We start from the raw sequence: 19,068 nt of genomic DNA on the forward strand, positions 1-19,068 counted from the left end.
GGAATCCGGCGCGCCACCGCTGACGGACCGGATGGCGGCCGCGGCACGCCGGGTGGGCGCCGGGGCGCTCGCGCGGCTGCCTGCCGTCCGGGCCGCCATGCTGCCGCGGCTGACCCGCTTGATCTGCGCCATAGCGGGCGGTGTCCTGCTCTTCACCAGCTTCCCGTCGCTGAACTGGTGGTGGGGTGCGGTCGTCGCGGCCGCGCTGCTGGCCTGGGTGCTCAAGCATCCGGCGACGACGCCGGCGGGCGGTTTGGGCTACGGGTTCCTCTTCGGGCTGGCGTTCTATCTGCCGCTGCTGCCGTGGATCAGCATGCTCGTCGGCGCCGTGCCCTGGATGGTGCTGGCGATGACGTGTGCGCTGTTTCCCGCCCTCTTCGGCCTGGGCGCCGTGCTCGTGCGGCAGCTGCCGGGCTGGCCCGTGTGGTTTGCGCTGGTGTGGACGGCCCAGGAGTGGCTGAAATCGATCGTCCCGTTCGGCGGCTTCCCATGGGGGTCGGTGGCATTCGGCCAGGCGCAGGGCCCCTTCTTGCCGTTGGTCCAGCTCGGGGGCGCCGCGTTGCTCTCCACGGCGATCGTCCTGGTTGGGTTCAGCGCGACCGCCATCGAGCTCGAAATTGTGAAGTGGTGGCTCGCCGGTAAGCGGGCGCAGCGCGGCGCCGACGAATCGGCGAACGCCGATGCGGAACCGCCCGCGGTGGTGCTGCCTGGCGTCTGCATCTGCCTCGTGCTGTTCGCGTCCGTCGTCGTCTGGCCGCAGGTTCGGCATGCCGGCACGGGATCGGGCGGCGAACCCTCGGTCACCGTTGCGGTGGTGCAAGGGAATGTGCCGCGGCTGGGTCTCGACTTCAACGCGCAACGTCGGGCCGTGCTCGACAACCACGTCCGCGAGACCCTGCGGCTGGCGGAGGACGTGCGAGCGGGACACGCGCCGCAACCCCAATTCGTCATCTGGCCGGAGGACTCCTCGGACATCGATCCACTGGTCAATGTCGACGCCGCGCTGGAAATATCGCAGGCCGCGACCGCGGTCGGCGCGCCGATTCTGATCGGCACCGTGTCGGAACTGCCCGGCAGCCCGCCGGAGAATCCGCAGTACACCAACACGATGATCGTGTGGAACCCGTCGACCGGACCGGCCGACCGGCACGACAAGGAAATCGTGCAGCCCTTCGGCGAATACCTACCGATGCCGTGGCTGTTCAGCCATCTCTCCTCGTACGCCAACCGCGCCGGGAACATGGTGCCCCGGCCCGGCACGGACGTCGTGCACATCGCCGGGGTGCCGGTCGGGGTGGCCACGTGCTGGGAAGTGATCTTCAACCGCGTCCCGCGCAAAGCGGTCCTCAACGGTGCCCAGTTGCTCGCCGTGCCGAGCAACAACGCCACCTTCAACAAGACGATGAGCGAACAGCAGCTGGGATTCGCCAAGGTGCGGGCCGTCGAACACGACCGGTACGTGGTGGTCGCGGGCACCACCGGGATCAGCGCGGTGATCGCGCCGGACGGCGCCGAGCTGGTTCGCACCGACTTCTTTCAGCCCGATTACCTGGACATCCAGGTGCGCCTGAAGACGAAACTGACGCCGGCGACCCGCTGGGGTCCCATCCTGCAATGGCTCCTGGTTGCGGCGGCCGGAGCGGCCATTCTGGCCGGGATACGGCACAATAGATGGTTCCCGCGTCCGATTCGTCGGAGGTCCGAGGCCCCGGACGAATCCCCGAACGCCGGTACGCCCCGGGGCGAAATCCCGCCCGACGAGGACGGGGACCAGGCGCCGCCGGAGGACGGCGGTGACTACACTCCGCTCCACGAGGGCGGCCAACGACCGTCGCGACACATCGGGCGACACAGAGGAGCTACATGACCACCGGCCAGCCGGCGCCCCGGGACCCGGGAAGTCGTCCCAGCGAGCGCGTCCTGGTGATCATCCCCACCTACAACGAGCGGGAGAACCTGCCGGTGATCCACCGGCGGCTGAAGGACGCCTGCCCGCACGTGCACCTGCTCATCGTCGACGACAGCAGCCCCGACGGCACCGGCGAGCTCGCCGAGGAACTGGCGGCCGCCGATACCGGTCGCACCCACGTGATGCACCGCACCGCCAAGGACGGCCTGGGCGCGGCGTACCTGGCGGGCTTCGCCTGGGGTCTGAGCCGCGACTACTCGGTGCTGGTGGAGATGGATGCCGACGGCAGCCACGCGCCCGAGCAGCTCCACCGTCTGCTGGACGCGGTCGACGCCGGAGCCGACCTGGCCATCGGATCCCGCTACGTCGAGGGCGGGTCGGTGCGAAATTGGCCGTGGCGGCGCTGGGCGCTGTCGTGGACGGCCAACACCTATGCGCGGCTCGCCCTGGGAATCGGCGTCCATGACATCACCGCCGGCTACCGCGCCTACCGCCGAGAAGTCCTCGAGGCGATCGGCCTCGAGGCGGTGGACTCCAAGGGCTACTGCTTCCAGATCGACCTGACCTGGCGCACCGTGTGCAACGGGTTCGTCATCGTCGAGGTGCCGATCACCTTCACCGAGCGTGAACTCGGCGTCTCCAAGATGAGCGGATCCAATATCCGCGAGGCGCTGATGAAGGTCACCCGATGGGGCATCGAGGGCCGCAAGGCCCGGGCCGGCACCCAGCGCGCCGACAACCGCAGCTAATGCGGTCGGGGGTCAGCCGCGGCGGCGTGACCGGATGATTTCGAGCCGCTCCTTGAGCAGCTCTTCGAGCTCCTCGACCGAACGGCGCTCCAGCAGCATGTCCCAGTGCGTACGCGGCGGCTTGACCTTCTTCGGCTCGGGCAGGTCGCCGTCGATCAACGTGCCGTCCAGGCCGTTCTTGCAGGGCCAGGTGCCGGGAATCTCGGCGTCGTCGGCGAACGGGACCTCGAACTCCTCGCCGTTCTCCGTGCGGTACCGCGCGATCTGACGCGGGGCCAGGTCGTGGTTGCGGTCGGTCTCGTAGCTCACGGCTCCGAGCCGGCTGCCCCTAAGGACGCGATCAGCCATGTTGCTACTCCTCTAGGTCTTTTGAACTTTCGGGCTGCTGTAATGCAATTCTGTCCGCTTGGCAAACGTTGCGGCGGTCCGCGTAGTTCCCCGGTTGGCGGGCGGCGTACGCGACGCGACCTTCAATGATACCGGGATGGCCGCGCAATCCCGACTAAAGTCGGCAGGCGTGAGCCGCCGTCCCCGCCCGCAGCCGTGTCGTTGGTGCGGTCGAGACGTGTCCGACGCCGGGATGGGACGGCGACGCCAGTACTGCCGCCAGTCGTGCCGGCAGCGGGCATACGAACAACGCGCCTCGTTGACCCGGGGCAGCGCCGGGACCTCGCTGGCCTTGCCTCCCGACGCGGTGGTCCTGTCGGCCGACGACGCCGCCGACCTGTCCGACCGGGTCTACCAGGTGCGGTGTGCGGCGGAGGATGTCGTGACCGCCCTCGACGAGGGAGCGCAGGCGACCGAACTGCGCGAATTGTGCGACCTGCTGATCAGGGCCGCGCGGGCGGCCGACGGCTGGCGCCGAGTGGGCGTCTGAGCCGTCCTGACCACTGCCGATGCATAGCCGGGTACAGTCGCGCCATGGACGGCGCTGTACTTGTATCCCGGCGTACCGGGGTCGCGAGATGCCCCGACACCCGCGGGCGCAACGGCGCGTTCCGGATCCCCTGGGACAAGGCGTGCCTCACGCCGAAGCCGATTCTCCTGTAGCAGCCGGGAGCATCGGACGTTTTGAAATACCGTCAGAGTTGGCCATACTCACCAGCGACATTCTTGGGCCGGAGAGCGGCACGGCATCGCATCGTGCAGCAAATTCCGTGACTCGGCGAGAGTCGCATCGGGGCAGCTGACGGCCAAGTTAGGCGAGAGGTAGTGATGGCGGATCAACTCCAGCATGCGACCGAAGCGCTGCGCAAAGCGCTGGTCCAGGTCGAGCGCCTGAAACGCACCAACCGTGCGCTGCTGGAGCGGTCGAGCGAGCCGATCGCGATCGTAGGCATGTCCTGCCGCTTCCCCGGCGGAGTCGAGACACCAGAAGACCTGTGGCAGATGGTGGCCGACGGCCGCGATGTGATCACGGAGTTCCCCAACGATCGCGGGTGGGACCTGGCGAGCCTGTACGACCCGGACCCCGACGCCCGCCACAAGACCTACGCGCGGACCGGCGGTTTCGTGGACGGTGTCGCCGACTTCGATTCGGGCTTCTTCGGCATCGCTCCGAGCGAGGCGCTCGCGATGGACCCGCAGCATCGGATGCTGCTGGAACTGTCGTGGGAGGCGTTGGAACGGGGCGGCATCGACCCCAGCGGGCTGCGGGGCAGCGCGACCGGGGTGTTCGCCGGGCTCATCGTCCAGGGCTACGGCATGCTCGCCGAGGAGATCGAGGGCTACCGCCTGACCGGCATGACCTCCAGCGTCGCCTCCGGCCGGGTGTCGTATGTGCTAGGGCTCGAGGGCCCGGCGGTGTCGGTGGACACGGCGTGTTCGTCGTCATTGGTGGCGTTGCACATGGCGGTGCAGTCGTTGCGTTCGGGGGAGTGCGATCTGGCGCTGGCCGGCGGCGCGACCGTCAACGCGACCCCGACGGTCTTCGTCGAATTCAGCCGCCACCGGGGGCTGGCCCCCGACGGCCGGTCCAAGGCTTACGCCGGAGCCGCCGACGGCGTCGGCTGGTCGGAGGGCGGCGCCATGCTCGTCGTCGAGCGGCTCTCGGATGCACGGCGGTTGGGTCATCCGGTGCTGGCGTTGGTGCGCGGCTCGGCGGTCAATCAGGACGGTGCATCGAACGGGCTGACCGCGCCGAATGGTCCGTCGCAGCAGCGGGTGGTGCGTGCGGCGCTGGCCAATGCCGGCTTGTCGACGGCCGACGTCGACGTGGTGGAAGGCCACGGAACCGGCACCACGTTGGGCGACCCCATCGAGGCTCAGGCGTTGTTGGCGACGTACGGCCAGGACCGGTCCGAGCCGCTGTGGCTGGGGTCGATCAAGTCGAACATGGGTCACACCCAGGCCGCGGCGGGCGTGGCCGGTGTGATCAAGATGGTGCAGGCCATGCGCCACGAAATATTGCCGGCGACACTGCATGTGGACGTGCCCAGCCCGCATGTCGATTGGTCGGCGGGAGCGGTCTCGTTGCTGACCGAAGCGCAGCCCTGGCCGGCGAGTCGCCACGTGCAACGGGCCGGTGTGTCGTCGTTTGGCATCAGCGGCACCAACGCACACGTGATCATCGAGGCGGTCCCGGTGCCCGAGCCGCTGGCGGACCGGCCGCGGCCCGTTGCGGTGCCGTGGGTGGTTTCGGCGAAATCGTTGCCGGCGTTGAGGTCTCAGGCGGCCAGGCTGGCCGGACATCTGCGCGGCCATGGCGAGCTGGATGTCGCCGACGTGGCCTGGACGCTGGGGGGCCGCGCGACCTTCGAGCATCGGGCCGTCGTGGTCGGAGGCGACCGGGATCGGTTGCTCGCCGGGCTCGACGAGTTGGCCGGTGACGACCCGACCGGTTCGGTCATTCAGGGCAGCGCGGTGCCGGCGGGCAAGAACGTCTTCGTTTTCCCCGGCCAAGGTTCCCAATGGCTGGGCATGGGGATCGAATTGCTGGACACCGCACCGGTATTCGCGCAGCAGATCGACGCGTGCGCGGAGGCGTTCGCGGAATTCGTCGACTGGTCGCTGATCGATGTCCTGCGTGGCGTCCCGGGTGCCCCGGGCATGGATCGCGTGGACGTGGTGCAGCCGGTGCTGTTCGCGGTGATGGTGTCCCTGGCAGAACTGTGGAAATCAATCGGAGTCAACCCGGACGCGGTGATCGGCCATTCGCAGGGGGAGATCGCCGCGGCGTATGTCGCGGGCGCGCTGTCGCTGCGCGACGCCGCTCGGGTGGTCACGCTGCGCAGCAAGTTGTTGCGGTCGCTGGCCCACTCCGGTGGCATGCTCTCGATCGCTTGCAGCACCGAACGGGCACGGGAGCTGTTGGCGCCCTACGGCAGTCGCGTCAGCATTGCCGCCGTCAACGGACGCTCGGCGGTGGTGGTATCGGGCGAAGTGGCCGCGCTCGACGAACTCGTCGGGTTCTGCGCCGACCTGGAGCTGCGCACTCGCCGGATCGACGTGGACTATGCGTCGCATTCGGTCGAGGTCGAGGCGATTCGGGATGAGCTGGCCGAGGCGCTGGCCGGCATCGAGCCGAGTTCCTCCCGCATTGCCTTCTTTTCCACGGTGACCGGAAACCGTTTGGACACGGCCGGTTTGGACGCCGCCTACTGGTATCGCAACATCCGGCAGACCGTGCAGTTCGACCAAGCGGTGCGCGCCGCATGCGAGCACGGGTATCGCACGTTCATCGAATCCAGTCCGCATCCAGCGCTCATTGCCGGCATCGAAGACACCGTGAACGACTGCCTGAAAGACTCGGCCGGCGACCCCGAGGCCATCGTGGTTCCCACCCTGGGCCGCGATGACGGAGGCCTCGAGCGGTTCCTCACATCGGCCGCCGCCGCATTCGTGGCCGGTGTGAGCGTGAACTGGCGTGGTGTGTTGTCCGGGGCGGGCTTCGTGGAGCTGCCGACGTACGCCTTTGACCGGCGCAGGTTTTGGCTGTCGGGTGAGGGCATCGGAGCCGACGCCGCGGGCTTGGGGCTCGGGACCAGCGGGCACGCGTTGCTCAGCGCGGTCGTCGAGCTGCCTGCTTCTGACGGGGTGCTGCTGACGGGTCGTCTGTCGCCCAGCCTGCAGGGGTGGCTGGGCGATCATGCGGTCTCCGGTGCGGCCGTTTTCCCGGGCGCTGGGTTTGTCGAGTTGGCGATCCGGGCCGGTGACGAAGTCGGCTGTTCGGTGGTCGACGAGTTGACGCTGCAGGCGCCCCTGATGTTGCCTGCCTCCAGTTCGGTTGCCCTGCAGGTGGTTGTCGGTCCCAGCGACGATTCGGGACGGCGCGCCGTCTCGGTGTTTTCCCGTGCCGACGCCGGTTCGGGATGGATATGTCACGCGGAGGGAGTCTTGAGCTCCCGGTCGATTGAACCCGGCGCCGATCTGTCGGTGTGGCCGCCCGCGGGCGCGGTCGCCGTGGACGTGGCCGACGGCTACGACCGGCTGGCCGCGCATGGGTACGGCTACGGCCCGGCGTTCCGGGGATTGACCGCGACGTGGGTCCGCGGCGACGAGGTTTTCGCCGAGGTGCGACTGCCGGACGCGGCCGGAGGTGCCAGCGGGTTCGGCGTGCACCCGGCCCTGCTCGACGCGGCGATGCACGCCGTCATCATGGCCCAGCAGGCGGCGGGCCAGCCCGTCGATGTGATGTTGCCGTTCTCGTGGCAGGACGTCTCGTTGCACGCCGCGGGTGCGACCGCGGTCCGCGCCCGGATTGCGCCGACCAACCGGGGCCCCCAGACCGGCGGGGGCGCTTCGATCTCGATCGAGCTCGCCGACGGGCTGGGCCTGCCGGTGTTGTCCGTGGGCGCGATGGTTGCCCGCCCGGTCAGTGAGCGGCAACTGCGCGCGGCGATGTCGACCTCTGGCCCCGAGCGACTGTTCGAACTGGCGTGGTCGCCGGCAACCGTGCCGGCCACCGCCGCCAACCCGGCCCCGGCCTACGAGATTCTGGAATCGGTTGCCACCGAACAGGATCCGGTCACCGCAACTTATGAGCGTACCCACCGGGCGTTGACCGCCGTGCAGTCGTGGTTGACCGAGCGCGACGCCGGTGTGTTGGTCGTGGCAACTCGCGGCGCCGTGGGATTGGCGGGGGAGGACGTCACCGATCTGCCCGGCGCGGCGGTGTGGGGCCTGGTGCGCTCAGCGCAAACCGAGCATCCCGGCCGGATTGTCCTGGTGGATTCCGATGTGCCACTGGATGATTCGGCCGTCGCGTCGGCGCTCGCGGCCGGGGAGCCACAGATATTGCTGCGCAACGGCCAGGTCCATACGGCGCGGGTGCGGCCGAGCCGCGCAGTCGACGACCTCTTGGTCCCCCCGGGTGACGGACCCTGGCGCCTCGGTATCAGCAGCGCCGGCACGTTCGAAAATCTGCGGCTGGAGCCGGTTCCCAACGCCGACGCGCCGTTGGAGCCGGGTCAGGTTCGGGTGGCCCTGCGCGCTATCGCCGCCAACTTCCGCGACATCATGATCACCCTGGGCATGTTCACCCACGACGCGCTACTCGGCGGTGAAGGCGCGGGCGTGGTGGTCGAAGTCGGCCCGGGTGTCACCGAATTCGCCGTCGGCGACTCGGTTTACGGGTTCTTCCCCGACGGAAGCGGCACGCTGGTCGCCGGCGACGTCCGCCTGCTGCAGCCGATGCCGGCGGACTGGTCATACGCCGAGGCCGCCGCCATCTCGGCCGTCTTCACCACCGCGTATATGGCCTTCGTGCACCTGGCCGATGTCAAGCCGGGCCAGCGGGTGTTGGTGCATGCGGCCGCCGGCGGTGTCGGCATGGCCGCGGTCCAGTTGGGCCGGCATCTGGGTCTCGAGATATTCGCGACGGCCAGCCGGGGTAAGTGGGACACGTTGCGGGCCATGGGCTTCGACGACGACCACATCTCGGATTCCCGCAGTCTGGAATTCGAGGACAAGTTCCGGGCGGTGACCGGTGGCCGCGGCATGGACGTGGTGCTGGATTCGCTGGCCGGCGACTTCGTCGATGCCTCCCTGCGGCTGGTTGCCCCCGGCGGCGTGTTCTTGGAGATGGGCAAGACCGACATTCGCGATCCCGGCGTGATCGCCCAGGAATATCCGGGCGTGCGTTACCGCGCCTTCGACCTCTTCGAGCCCGGCCGTCCGCGGATGCACCAGTGGATGATCGAGCTGGCCGGGCTGTTCGACGCCGATGTACTGCGGCCGTTGCCGGTGACCACCTTCGACATCCGGCGCGCCCGTGCGGCGTTGCGGTACCTGAGCCAGGCCCGCCACATCGGCAAGGTTGTCATGACGGTTCCGGACGCCTGGGCGGCCGGCACCGTGCTGATCACCGGTGGCACCGGAATGGCGGGTTCGACGCTGGCCCGCCACCTGGTGACGCAACACGGTGTGCAGAACGTGGTGTTGCTGAGCCGCAGCGGTCCCGACGCGCCGGGCTCCGCGGAGTTGATCGCCGAATTGGCGGAAGCCGGGGCCCTAGTGCGCGCGGTCGCGTGCGACGCGGCCGACCGGGAGGCGCTGGCGGCGGCGATCGCCGAAATTCCGGCGAGCCATCCACTGACCGGGGTGATCCACGCCGCCGGTGTGCTCGACGACGCAGTCGTCACGTCGTTGACTCCGGAGCGAGTCGATGCGGTGTTGCGCGCCAAGGTGAATGCGGCCTGGAACCTGCACGAGCTCACCCGCGATCTCGACTTGTCGGTGTTCGTCATGTTCTCGTCGATGGCCGGCCTCGTCGGGTCGTCGGGGCAGGGTAACTACGCGGCGGCCAACTCCTTCCTGGACGCTTTGGCCGCGCATCGGCGGGCCCTCGGGTTGCCGGCGATCTCACTGGGATGGGGGCTGTGGGATCAGGCCAGCGCCATGACCGGTGGGCTGGACGCCGCCGACCTCGCCCGCCTCGGTCGCGACGGGATCCTGGCCCTGTCTTCGGACGAGGCGATGGAGTTGTTCGACACCGCACTGATCGTCGACGAGCCGTTCATGGCGCCCGCCCGCATCGACCTGAACGCGCTGCGTGCCCACGCCGCCGCGGTGCCCCCGATGTTCGCCGACCTGGTCAACGCGCCGGCGCGGCGCCAGGTCGACGACTCGCTGGCGGCCGCGAAGTCGAAATCCGCTCTGGCGCATCGTCTGCACGGGTTGCCCGAACCGGAACAGCATGCGGTGCTGCTGGACCTGGTCCGCTCGCACATCGCCACGGTGTTGGGTAACACCACGCCGGAGGCGATCGACCCGGACAAGGCGTTCCAGGACTTGGGCTTCGACTCACTGACCGCGGTCGAAATGCGAAACCGGCTGAAAACGGCCACCGGGCTGGCGCTTTCACCCACCCTAATCTTCGACTACCCGACACCGAACGGGTTGGCGGGCTACATCCGTAGCGAACTCGCCGGGGTGCCACAAGAAATCACGCCCGCCCCGGTCGTTCGCGCCGTCGGCGACGACCCGATCGTGATCGTCGGCATGTCGTGCCGCTATCCGGGCGGGGTGAATTCCCCCGACGATTTGTGGCAGATGCTCATCGAGCGCCGCGACGTGCTCTCGGAGTTCCCCGCCGACCGCGGCTGGGATCTGGCCGGCATTTACAGCCCGGATCCCGATGTTCCGGGCACCTGCTACACCCGCACCGGCGGCTTCGTGGACGGAGTCGCGGACTTCGACCCCGCGTTCTTCGGCATCGCGCCGAGCGAGGCGCTGGCCATGGATCCGCAGCAGCGGATGTTCCTCGAGTTGTCGTGGGAAGCCTTGGAGCGGGCCGGGATGGAGCCCGGTGCGTTGCGGGGTAGCGCGACGGGCATTTTTGCCGGGGTCTATACGCAGGGCTACGGCATGGGCGCCGCCCCGGCTGCGGAGGGCTTCCGCCTGACCGGGCAGTCGTCGAGTGTCGCGTCGGGCCGAGTGTCGTATGTGCTGGGGCTGGAGGGGCCGGCGGTGTCGGTGGACACGGCGTGTTCGTCGTCGTTGGTGGCGTTGCACATGGCGGCGCAGTCGCTGCGCTCCGGCGAGTGCGACCTGGCGCTGGCCGGCGGCGTCACCGTCAACGCCACACCCGACATCTTCGTGGAGTTCAGCCGCATGCGCGGGCTGTCCGCGGATGGCCGGTGCAAGGCCTACGCGGGGGCAGCCGACGGCACCGGGTTCTCCGAAGGCGGCGGCATGCTCGTCCTGGAGCGCTTGTCGGATGCGCAGCGTCTGGGTCACCCCGTGCTGGCGGTGATGCGGGGCTCGGCGATCAATCAGGACGGCGCCTCCAACGGCTTGACCGCGCCCAACGGTCCGTCCCAGCAGCGAGTGGTGCGCGCCGCGCTGGCCAATGCCGGATTGTCCGCGGCCGAGGTCGACGTGGTCGAAGGCCACGGCACGGGAACCACGTTGGGCGATCCCATTGAGGCACAAGCGCTGTTGGCCACCTACGGGCAGGACCGCGCCGAGCCCCTGCTGTTGGGGTCGATCAAGTCGAACATGGGACACACGCAGGCCGCTGCCGGTGTGGCCGGCGTGATCAAGATGGTGCTGGCGATGCGTCACGATCTGCTGCCGGCGACGCTGCACGTCGACGAACCCAGCCCGCACGTCGACTGGTCGATGGGATCGGTGGCGCTGCTGACCGAGCCGCAGCCCTGGAAGGCGAAACGTCCGCGCCGCGCCGGCGTGTCGTCATTCGGCATCAGCGGCACCAACGCGCACGTGATCATCGAGGCCGCGCCCGTCGAGGCCGCGTCCGTCGTGGAACGCGCCACGCTGCCGGTGTTGCCGTGGGTGGTGTCAGCAAAGTCGTTGCCGGCGTTGGGCTCTCAGGCCACGCGGCTCGCCGAGCACGTACGCCAGCGCGGTGACCTCGACGCCGGTGATGTGGCGTGGTCGTTGGCGGGCCGGTCGAACTTCGAGCATCGTGCCGTCGTTGTCGGTGCTGATCGCGAGCGGTTGCTGGCCGGCCTCGACGAGTTGGCCGCCGGTGAACTCGGATCGGTCGTCCAGGGCACGGCCACGCCCGGGGGCAAGACCGTCTTCGTCTTCCCCGGCCAGGGCGCCCAAATGCTCGGCATGGGCATGGGTTTGCACGCCGCCTACCCGGTGTTCGCCGAGGCGTTCAACACCGTCGTGGCCGAATTGGACCGGCATCTGCTGCGGCCGTTGCGCGAAGTCATGTGGGGCCACGACGAAAAGCTCTTGAACACCACCGAATTCGCCCAGCCGGCGTTGTTCGCCGTGGAAGTCGCCCTGTTCCGGTTGCTCGAATCCTGGGGCGTCCATCCCGACTTTGTGCTGGGCCACTCGATCGGTGAGCTGTCGGCCGCGCACGTCGCCGGCGTCTTGTCGCTCGAGAACGCGGCGGTACTGGTCGCCGCTCGCGGCCGCTTCATGCAGGCCCTGCCCGATGGTGGGGCGATGATCGCCGTGCAGGCCACCGAGGAGGAGGTGCGCCCGCTGCTGCTGCCCGGCGTCGGCATCGCCGCCGTCAACGGGCCGATGTCGGTGGTCATTTCAGGCGTCGAGGACAAGGTGTCCGCGATTGCGGGCCAACTCCGCGCCGACGGGCGCCGCGTCCACCAGTTGGCGGTGTCCCACGCGTTCCACTCGCCGTTGATGGATCCGATGGTCGACGAATTCGGCACGGTCGCGGCCGGGCTCGCCATCGGCAGCCCGACGATACCGATCGTGTCGAACCTGACCGGCCAGCTCGCAGCCGACGACTTCGCTTCGGCGGCCTATTGGAAACGGCACATTCGCGAAGCCGTGCGGTTCGCCGACAGCGTGCGCTTCGTGCATTCGGCCGGCGCAAACCGCTTCCTCGAGGTCGGACCCAGTAGCGGGCTGACGGCATCGATCGAAGAATCGCTTCCCGACGCTCCGGTGATCACCATGTCGGCGCTACGCAAGGACCGCCCGGAACCGGTGGCCCTGACCAACGCGGTCGCGCAGGGATTCGTCGCCGGGATGGACGTGGACTGGCGACGTGCCATCGGCAAAGCCAATTTCGTGGAACTGCCCACCTATGCGTTCGAGCGCCGGCGGTTCTGGCTCTCCGGCGACGGTGCCACGGTCGACGCCGCGGGTTTGGGGCTCGCGCCCGGCGAGCACGCCCTCCTCGGTGCCGTGGTGGAACTGCCGGCGTCCGGCGGGGTGGTTTTGACGGGCCGGTTGTCGCCCAGTTCGCAGGGCTGGTTGGCCGACCACGCCGTGGGTGGCGTGGTTCTGTTCCCCGGCGCCGGATTCGTGGAGCTCGCGATCCGCGCCGGCGACGAAGTGGGCTGCGGCGTTGTCGATGAGCTGAATCTCGCGGCGCCGCTGGTGTTGCCGGGCTCCGGGTCGGTCGCGGTGCAAGTCGTCGTCGGCGGCGCCGATGAATCGGGTGCCCGTGCGGTGTCGGTCTTTTCGCGTGCCGACGCCGGTTCAGGCTGGTCGTTGCACGCCGAGGGTGTCCTGCGTGCGGGTGAGGTGCAGCCGAGCGCGGACCTGTCGGTGTGGCCACCGACGGGTGCCACCGCGGTCGACGTCGGCGACGGCTATGAGCGCCTGGCCGAGCGCGGATACGGCTACGGCCCGGCGTTCCGCGGCCTGACCTCGATGTGGCGTCGCGGTGACGAAGTGTTCGCGGAGGTGACCCTGCCCGCGGACACGGGGGTTTCGGCGGTCGGGTTCGGCGTCCACCCGGTGATGCTCGACGCGGCACTGCACGCGGTGATCTTGGCGTCCGATGGCGACGAACTCCCCGAAGGTTCGATGTTGGTGCCGTTCTCCTGGCAGCGGGTCTCGTTGCACGCCGCGGGGGCGACGGCGGTGCGGGCGCGGATCGTGCCGGTGAGTGATTCGGCGGTGTCGATCGAACTTGCGGACGGGTTGGGGCTGCCGGTGCTCTCGGTGGCGTCGATGGTGGCCCGGCCGGTGACCGACCAGCAGCTGCTGGCGGCGGTCTCGAGTTCGGGACCGGACCGGCTCTTCGAGGTCATCTGGTCGGCGCAGCGGTCGACGTCGGTGCAGCCTGTCACGGTATCGCTGTGGGGCGCAACGGAATCAGACGACCCCGTGACGCAGCCGTCGGCGGTGGTCTTCGAATCGGCGCCGGTGGTCGACGATGTCGTGGCCGACGTCTACGCGGCCACGCGCGCGGTCCTGCCGGTGCTGCAGTCCTGGCTGGCCCGCGACGGCGCGGGCACCCTGATCGTGGCGACTCGCGGCGCGATGCCGTTGCCGGGGGAGGACGTCACCGATCTTGCGGGCGCGGCGGTGTGGGGACTGGTGCGCTCGGCGCAAACCGAGCACCCCGGCCGCATCGTGCTCGTCGACACCGATGGCCGGTTGGACGACGAGTCCGTCGGAGCGGCGTTGTCGGTCGGCGAGCCGCAGGTATTGCTGCGCGGCGGGGCGGTGTACACCGCGCGGGTGCATGGCAGTCGCGCCGTCGGTGGCCTGCTGGTGCCTCCGGCCGATGGGCCGTGGCGACTCGGTATGAGCAGTTACGGCACGTTCGAGAATCTGCGGTTCGAACGCATCCCGGACGCCGACGCCCCGCTGGCGCCCGGGCAGGTTCGGGTCGCCCTCTCGGCCCTGGCCGCCAACTTCCGCGACGTGATGATCGCGCTGGGGCTCTACCCGGACCCGGACGCCGTCATGGGCATCGAGGCATCCGGCGTCGTCATCGAAACAGGCCCGGACAGCGCGCGTTTCGCGGTCGGCGACCGCGTGATGGGCTTGTTCCCCGATGGCACGGGCACGATCGGCAGGACCGACCAGCGCCTGCTCGCCAAGATGCCGGTTGGATGGTCGCACACTGCGGCCGCCACCACCACGGTGGTATTCGCCACGGCCTTCTACGCGCTGGTGGACCTGGCCGCCGTCAAGCGGGGCCAGCGGGTGCTGGTGCATGCCGCCGCCGGTGGGGTGGGAATGGCCGCGGTGCAGCTGGCCCGTCACCTGGGCCTGGAAGTGTTCGCCACCGCCAGCCGCGGTAAGTGGGACACATTGCGGGCCATGGGCTTTGACGAGAACCACATCTCGGATTCCCGCAGCCTGGACTTCGAGGACAAGTTCCGGTCGGTCACCGGTGGGCGCGGCATGGACCTGGTGCTGGACTCGCTGTCCGGCGACTTCGTCGACGCGTCCCTGCGACTGGTCGCCCCCGGCGGCGTGTTCCTGGAGATGGGTAAGACCGACATGCGCGAGCCGGAAGCGGTCGCTCAGGAACACCCCGGTGTTCGCTACCGCGCCTTCGATCTGTTCGAGGCCGGCCCGGACCGCATCGCGCAGATACTCGACGAGCTGGCCACATTGTTCGGCGACGACGTGCTGCGGCCGTTGCCGGTGACCAGGTTTGACGTGCGCCGCGCGCCGGCTGCGTTGCGGTATCTGAGCCAGGCCCGCCACGTGGGCAAGGTCGTCATGACCATGCCGGACGCCTGGGCGGCCGGCACGGTATTGATCACCGGTGCCACCGGGATGGCGGGTTCGGCATTGGCCCGTCACGTGGTCACGCGCCACGACGCACGAAACCTGGTGTTGGTGAGCCGGCGCGGTCTCGACGCGCCGGGCGCCGCCGAACTGGTGACGGAACTCAACGCCGCCGGCGCCCAGGTGCAGGTGGTGGCGTGTGACGCCGCCGACCGCGAGGCACTGGCCAAGGTGATCGCCGACATTCCGGTGCAACGGCCGCTGTCGGGTGTGATCCACGCGGCCGGCGTACTCGACGACGCGGTGATCTCATCGCTCACTCCCGAGCGGGTGGAGGCGGTGTTGCGGGCGAAGGTCGATGCCGCATGGAACCTGCACGAGCTGACCCGCGACCTCGATGTGTCAGCGTTCGTGATGTTTTCGTCGATGGCGGGGCTGGCGGGAGCGTCGGGTCAGGCCAACTACGCGGCGGCGAACTCGTTCCTGGACGGGTTGGCCGTGCACCGGCGCACGCACGGACTGCCCGCGATGTCGCTGGCCTGGGGCCTGTGGGATCAGGCCAGCGCCATGACCGGAGCGCTCGGTGCCGCCGATCGTGCCCGGTTCGGCCGCGACGGAATCGTCGCGATGTCCGCCGACGAGGCGCTCGAACTGATGGACACTGCGCTCATCGTCGACGAGCCGTTCCTGTTGCCCGCCCACATCGACCTTGCCGCCTTGCGGGTCAAGTTCGACGGCGGGACGCTACCGCCGATGTTCATCGATCTGATCAACGCGCCGACCCGGCGGCAGGTCGACGATTCGCTGGCCGCGGCGAAGTCGAAATCGGCTCTGCTGCAGCGCCTCGAAGGGCTGCCCGACGACGAGCAACAGGCGGTTCTGCTGGACTTGGTGCGTGCCAACATCGCCACCGTGCTCGGCAACTCCAGCCCCGAGTCCATCGATCCGGACCGCGCATTCCAGGAGTTGGGTTTCGACTCGCTGACCGCGGTGGAAATGCGCAACCGGCTGAAATCAGCTACCGGCTTGGCTCTGTCGCCCACGCTGATCTTCGACTACCCCAACTCCGCCGCGCTGGCCGGTTACATGCATCGGGAACTCATCGGTGCGGCCGAGCAACAGAGTCCCGCCGCCGCGCCCGGGGAAGCCGAAATCCAGCGCGCCGTGGGGTCGATCCCGGTCAAGCGCCTGCGACAGGCCGGGGTGCTGGAGCTGTTGCTCGCGTTGGCGAATGAGGCCGACGGCGGTCGAGCTGACGGACAGTCGCCGCCCGCCCCGGTGACCTCGGAGAAGGACATCGCGGACATGGACCTCGAGGATCTGGTCAACGCGGCGCTGATGGACGACGACGAATAGCCATGAACGTGCGCAGGGCCAATCAGTGAGAATCGCCGTCACCGGCGCCGGCGGCGTGCTCGGCCGGGGCCTGACCTTCCGCTTGCTCAGCCAGGGCCACGACGTCATCGGATTTGCCCGTCATCGACCCGAAAGCTGGCCCAGTGCGGCTGAATTCGTCGCGGCCGACATCCGGGACACCGATGCGGTCACCCGCGCGATCGCCGGCGCGGATGTCGTCGCCCACTGCGCGTGGGCGAACAGCCCGGGCGCCGACGCCCGGATCAGCCACCAGGTCAACGTCGAAGGCACCCGCAACGTTCTGCAGGCGATGGCCGAAACCGGGGCCAGGAGGATCGTTTTCGCATCGTCGCCGCATGTTTACGGCGGGGGAGACGCGCCGAAGACCGAGCACGATGCGAGAACGCCGGTCAGCGCAGACGGCCAATGCAAGGCCCGGGTCGAGGGGATACTCGAGGAGTCGGGACTGGAATGGGTCGCGGTCCGCTCCGCGCTGATTGTCGGCCGAAACGTCGATAATTGGGTGCGTCGGGTGCTGGCGTTGCCGGTATTCCCCGACGGGTCGGCCGACCGTCTCATGCAGGTCGTCCACCTCGACGACGCCCTCAGGCTATTCAACCGGGCGATCGTGGACACCGGAATCGGCAGTGGCCCGGTTAATCTCGCGGCCTCGGGCGAGCTGACCTTCCGGCGCCTCGCCGCGGCGCTTGGACGCCCGGTCGTGCGGTTGGGCTTTGAAGTCGCCGAGCTGCAACTGGTGCGTAGCGCGGCGTTCATGGATACCGCGCGGTTGCGTGAGCAGTGGGGCTTCCGGCCGGCGTGGAACTCCGGTGAATGCGTCGAAGATTTGGCGCTCGCGGTGCGCGGCCGGGTGACCGTGGGCAAGCGCGTGGTGTCGCTGCCCTGGCGGATGGCCCACATAGGCGATCTCCCTTCCGTCGACGCGCCGACAGAGGACGGGGTGAAACCCAATTGGGCTGGCCCAGCAGGAGATAACGGGGAGTTCGATACCCCGATCGACCCGCGTTTTCCGACCTTCCTGGCCACCAATTTGTCGGAGGCGCTGCCGGGCCCGTTCTCGCCGGCGTCAGCATCGGTGACCGTGCGCGGACTGCGCGCCGGCGGTGTGGCCATCGCCGAGCGGCTGCGGCCAGGCGGGATCGTCCAGCGTGAAATCGCCACACGGACGGTCGCCGTTTTCGCCCACCGGCTCTACGGTGCCATCACCTCGGCGCATTACATGGCCGAAACCGTACCGTTTGCCAAGCCTGCGATGATCGTCAGCAACAGCGGATTCTTCGGCCCCAGCATGGCATCGTTGCCGATCTTCGGCGCGGAGCGCCCACGCTCCGAAACCGGCCGCATCCGAAAGCAACTGCGGACCGTTCGTAACATCGGGGTATTCGGCGTCAACCTCATCGGCCTGTCCGCCGGCTCGTCGAAAGACACCCACGAGTTCGTCGCCGATGTCGATCACCTGGAACGCCTGGCCGACGACGTCACCCGGCTGGACGATCGCCGGCTGCTGAGCCTGATCTCGTTGGCGCGCGACGACGTGGTGCACGGCTGGGTGCTGGCATCCGCGTCGTTCATGCTGTGCGCCGCGTTCAACGTCCTGCTGCGCGGTTTGTGTGGGCGCGACACCGCCGCGCCGGCGGGACCGGAACTGGTCAGTGCGCGATCGGTCGAGGCAATGCAGCGGTTGGTGGTTGCAGCACAGCGCGACCCGAAAGTGACGGCGCTGCTGGCCGAACCGGGCGAGCGGCTGGGCAAGCTGGCCGTCGAGGCGCCGGAGTTTCACGCCGCCGTACTGGCCGAGCTGGCGCTGATCGGGCATCGTGGCCCCGCCGAGCTCGAGATGCTGTCGATCAGCTACGCCGATGACCCCGAGTTGCTCGTCCGGATGGTGACCAGAGCGATCGGCGTCGCGCCCCCGCCCCAGCCCCAGCGGGCCCGGATTCCACTGCACGCCAAGCCGATCGCACAGCTGGCAGCACGCCAGCTCCGCGACCGCGAGGTCCGCCGCGACAAGGTGGTTCGGGCCAATTGGGTGTTACGCGACCTCATGCGCGAGTACGGGCGCAGGTTGGTCGAGGCCGGAACGTTGGATACCGCCGACGATGTGTTCTATCTGCTCGTCGACGAGCTCGATGCGCTGCCGCCGGATGTCGGCGAGCTGGTGGCCCGGCGCCGTGCCGAACAACGCCGGCTGGCCGCCGTGGTTCCGCCGACCGTGTTCAGCGGCAGCTGGCAGCCAACCGCAGCGACGTCGGCGGTTCTCACCAGCGGTGGGACGCTGCGCGGTGTCGGCGTGTGCGGGGGGAGGGTGCGCGGCCGGGTGCGTATTGTGCGGCCGGAAACGATCGACGACCTGCAGCCGGGCGAAATTCTTGTCGCGGAGGTCACCGACGTCGGGTACACCGCGGCGTTCTGCTATGCCGCCGCTGTGGTGACCGAACTGGGCGGTCCGATGTCACACGCCGCCGTGGTGGCCCGCGAATTCGGGTTCCCCTGTGTGGTGGACGTGCAGGGAGCCACCAAGTCGTTGCCGCCCGGCGCCCTGGTCGAGGTCGACGGGACTACGGGCGAGATTCAGGTGCTGGAGCTGGCCGCGGAAGGGCCCGGTGCCCTTCACGCGTGACCGCGGGCCCTGAACTTGACCGCCGTCGACGCTTGGAGACACCGTCC

At 69.1% G+C, this 19,068-nt stretch carries 4 protein-coding genes and 1 pseudogene; 4 read left to right on the forward strand and 1 reads right to left on the reverse strand.

Going from position 1 to position 19,068, the window contains the following annotated elements:
* The first annotated feature begins 31 nt into the window (after window positions 1-31).
* Window positions 32-2,696: pseudogene (lnt, locus tag A5781_RS14225) on the forward strand (apolipoprotein N-acyltransferase).
* Here lnt and A5781_RS14235 read toward each other — a convergent pair.
* The gene (locus A5781_RS14235) at window positions 2,671-3,006 is read right to left on the reverse strand and encodes an RNA polymerase-binding protein RbpA (protein ID WP_067206967.1); all 336 of its coding nucleotides are present in this window, start codon (window positions 3,004-3,006) and stop codon (window positions 2,671-2,673) included. The pseudogene lnt and the gene A5781_RS14235 overlap by 26 nt on opposite strands.
* Window positions 3,007-3,142: 136 nt before the next feature.
* Between A5781_RS14235 and A5781_RS14240 the strand changes: the two genes are divergently transcribed.
* The 3 genes from A5781_RS14240 to A5781_RS14250 all read left to right on the forward strand — a co-directional run bounded on the left by A5781_RS14240 (window position 3,143) and on the right by A5781_RS14250 (window position 19,021).
* Window positions 3,143-3,535 (forward strand): hypothetical protein, encoded by a 393-nt coding sequence (locus tag A5781_RS14240; protein ID WP_082939347.1) that lies wholly within the window; start codon window positions 3,143-3,145, stop codon window positions 3,533-3,535.
* A 338-nt stretch (window positions 3,536-3,873) separates the two neighbouring features.
* The gene (locus tag A5781_RS14245; RefSeq protein ID WP_067206972.1) at window positions 3,874-16,380 is read left to right on the forward strand and encodes a type I polyketide synthase; all 12,507 of its coding nucleotides are present in this window, start codon (window positions 3,874-3,876) and stop codon (window positions 16,378-16,380) included.
* 25 nt (window positions 16,381-16,405) lie between these two features.
* On the forward strand, window positions 16,406-19,021 hold the full coding sequence (locus tag A5781_RS14250; protein ID WP_067206977.1) for a sugar epimerase family protein: 2,616 nt from the start codon (window positions 16,406-16,408) through the stop codon (window positions 19,019-19,021).
* Window positions 19,022-19,068 lie beyond the last annotated feature (47 nt).

This window comes from Mycobacterium sp. 852002-30065_SCH5024008, assembly GCF_001665645.1.
GTDB classification, from domain to species: Bacteria; Actinomycetota; Actinomycetes; order Mycobacteriales; family Mycobacteriaceae; genus Mycobacterium; species Mycobacterium paraffinicum.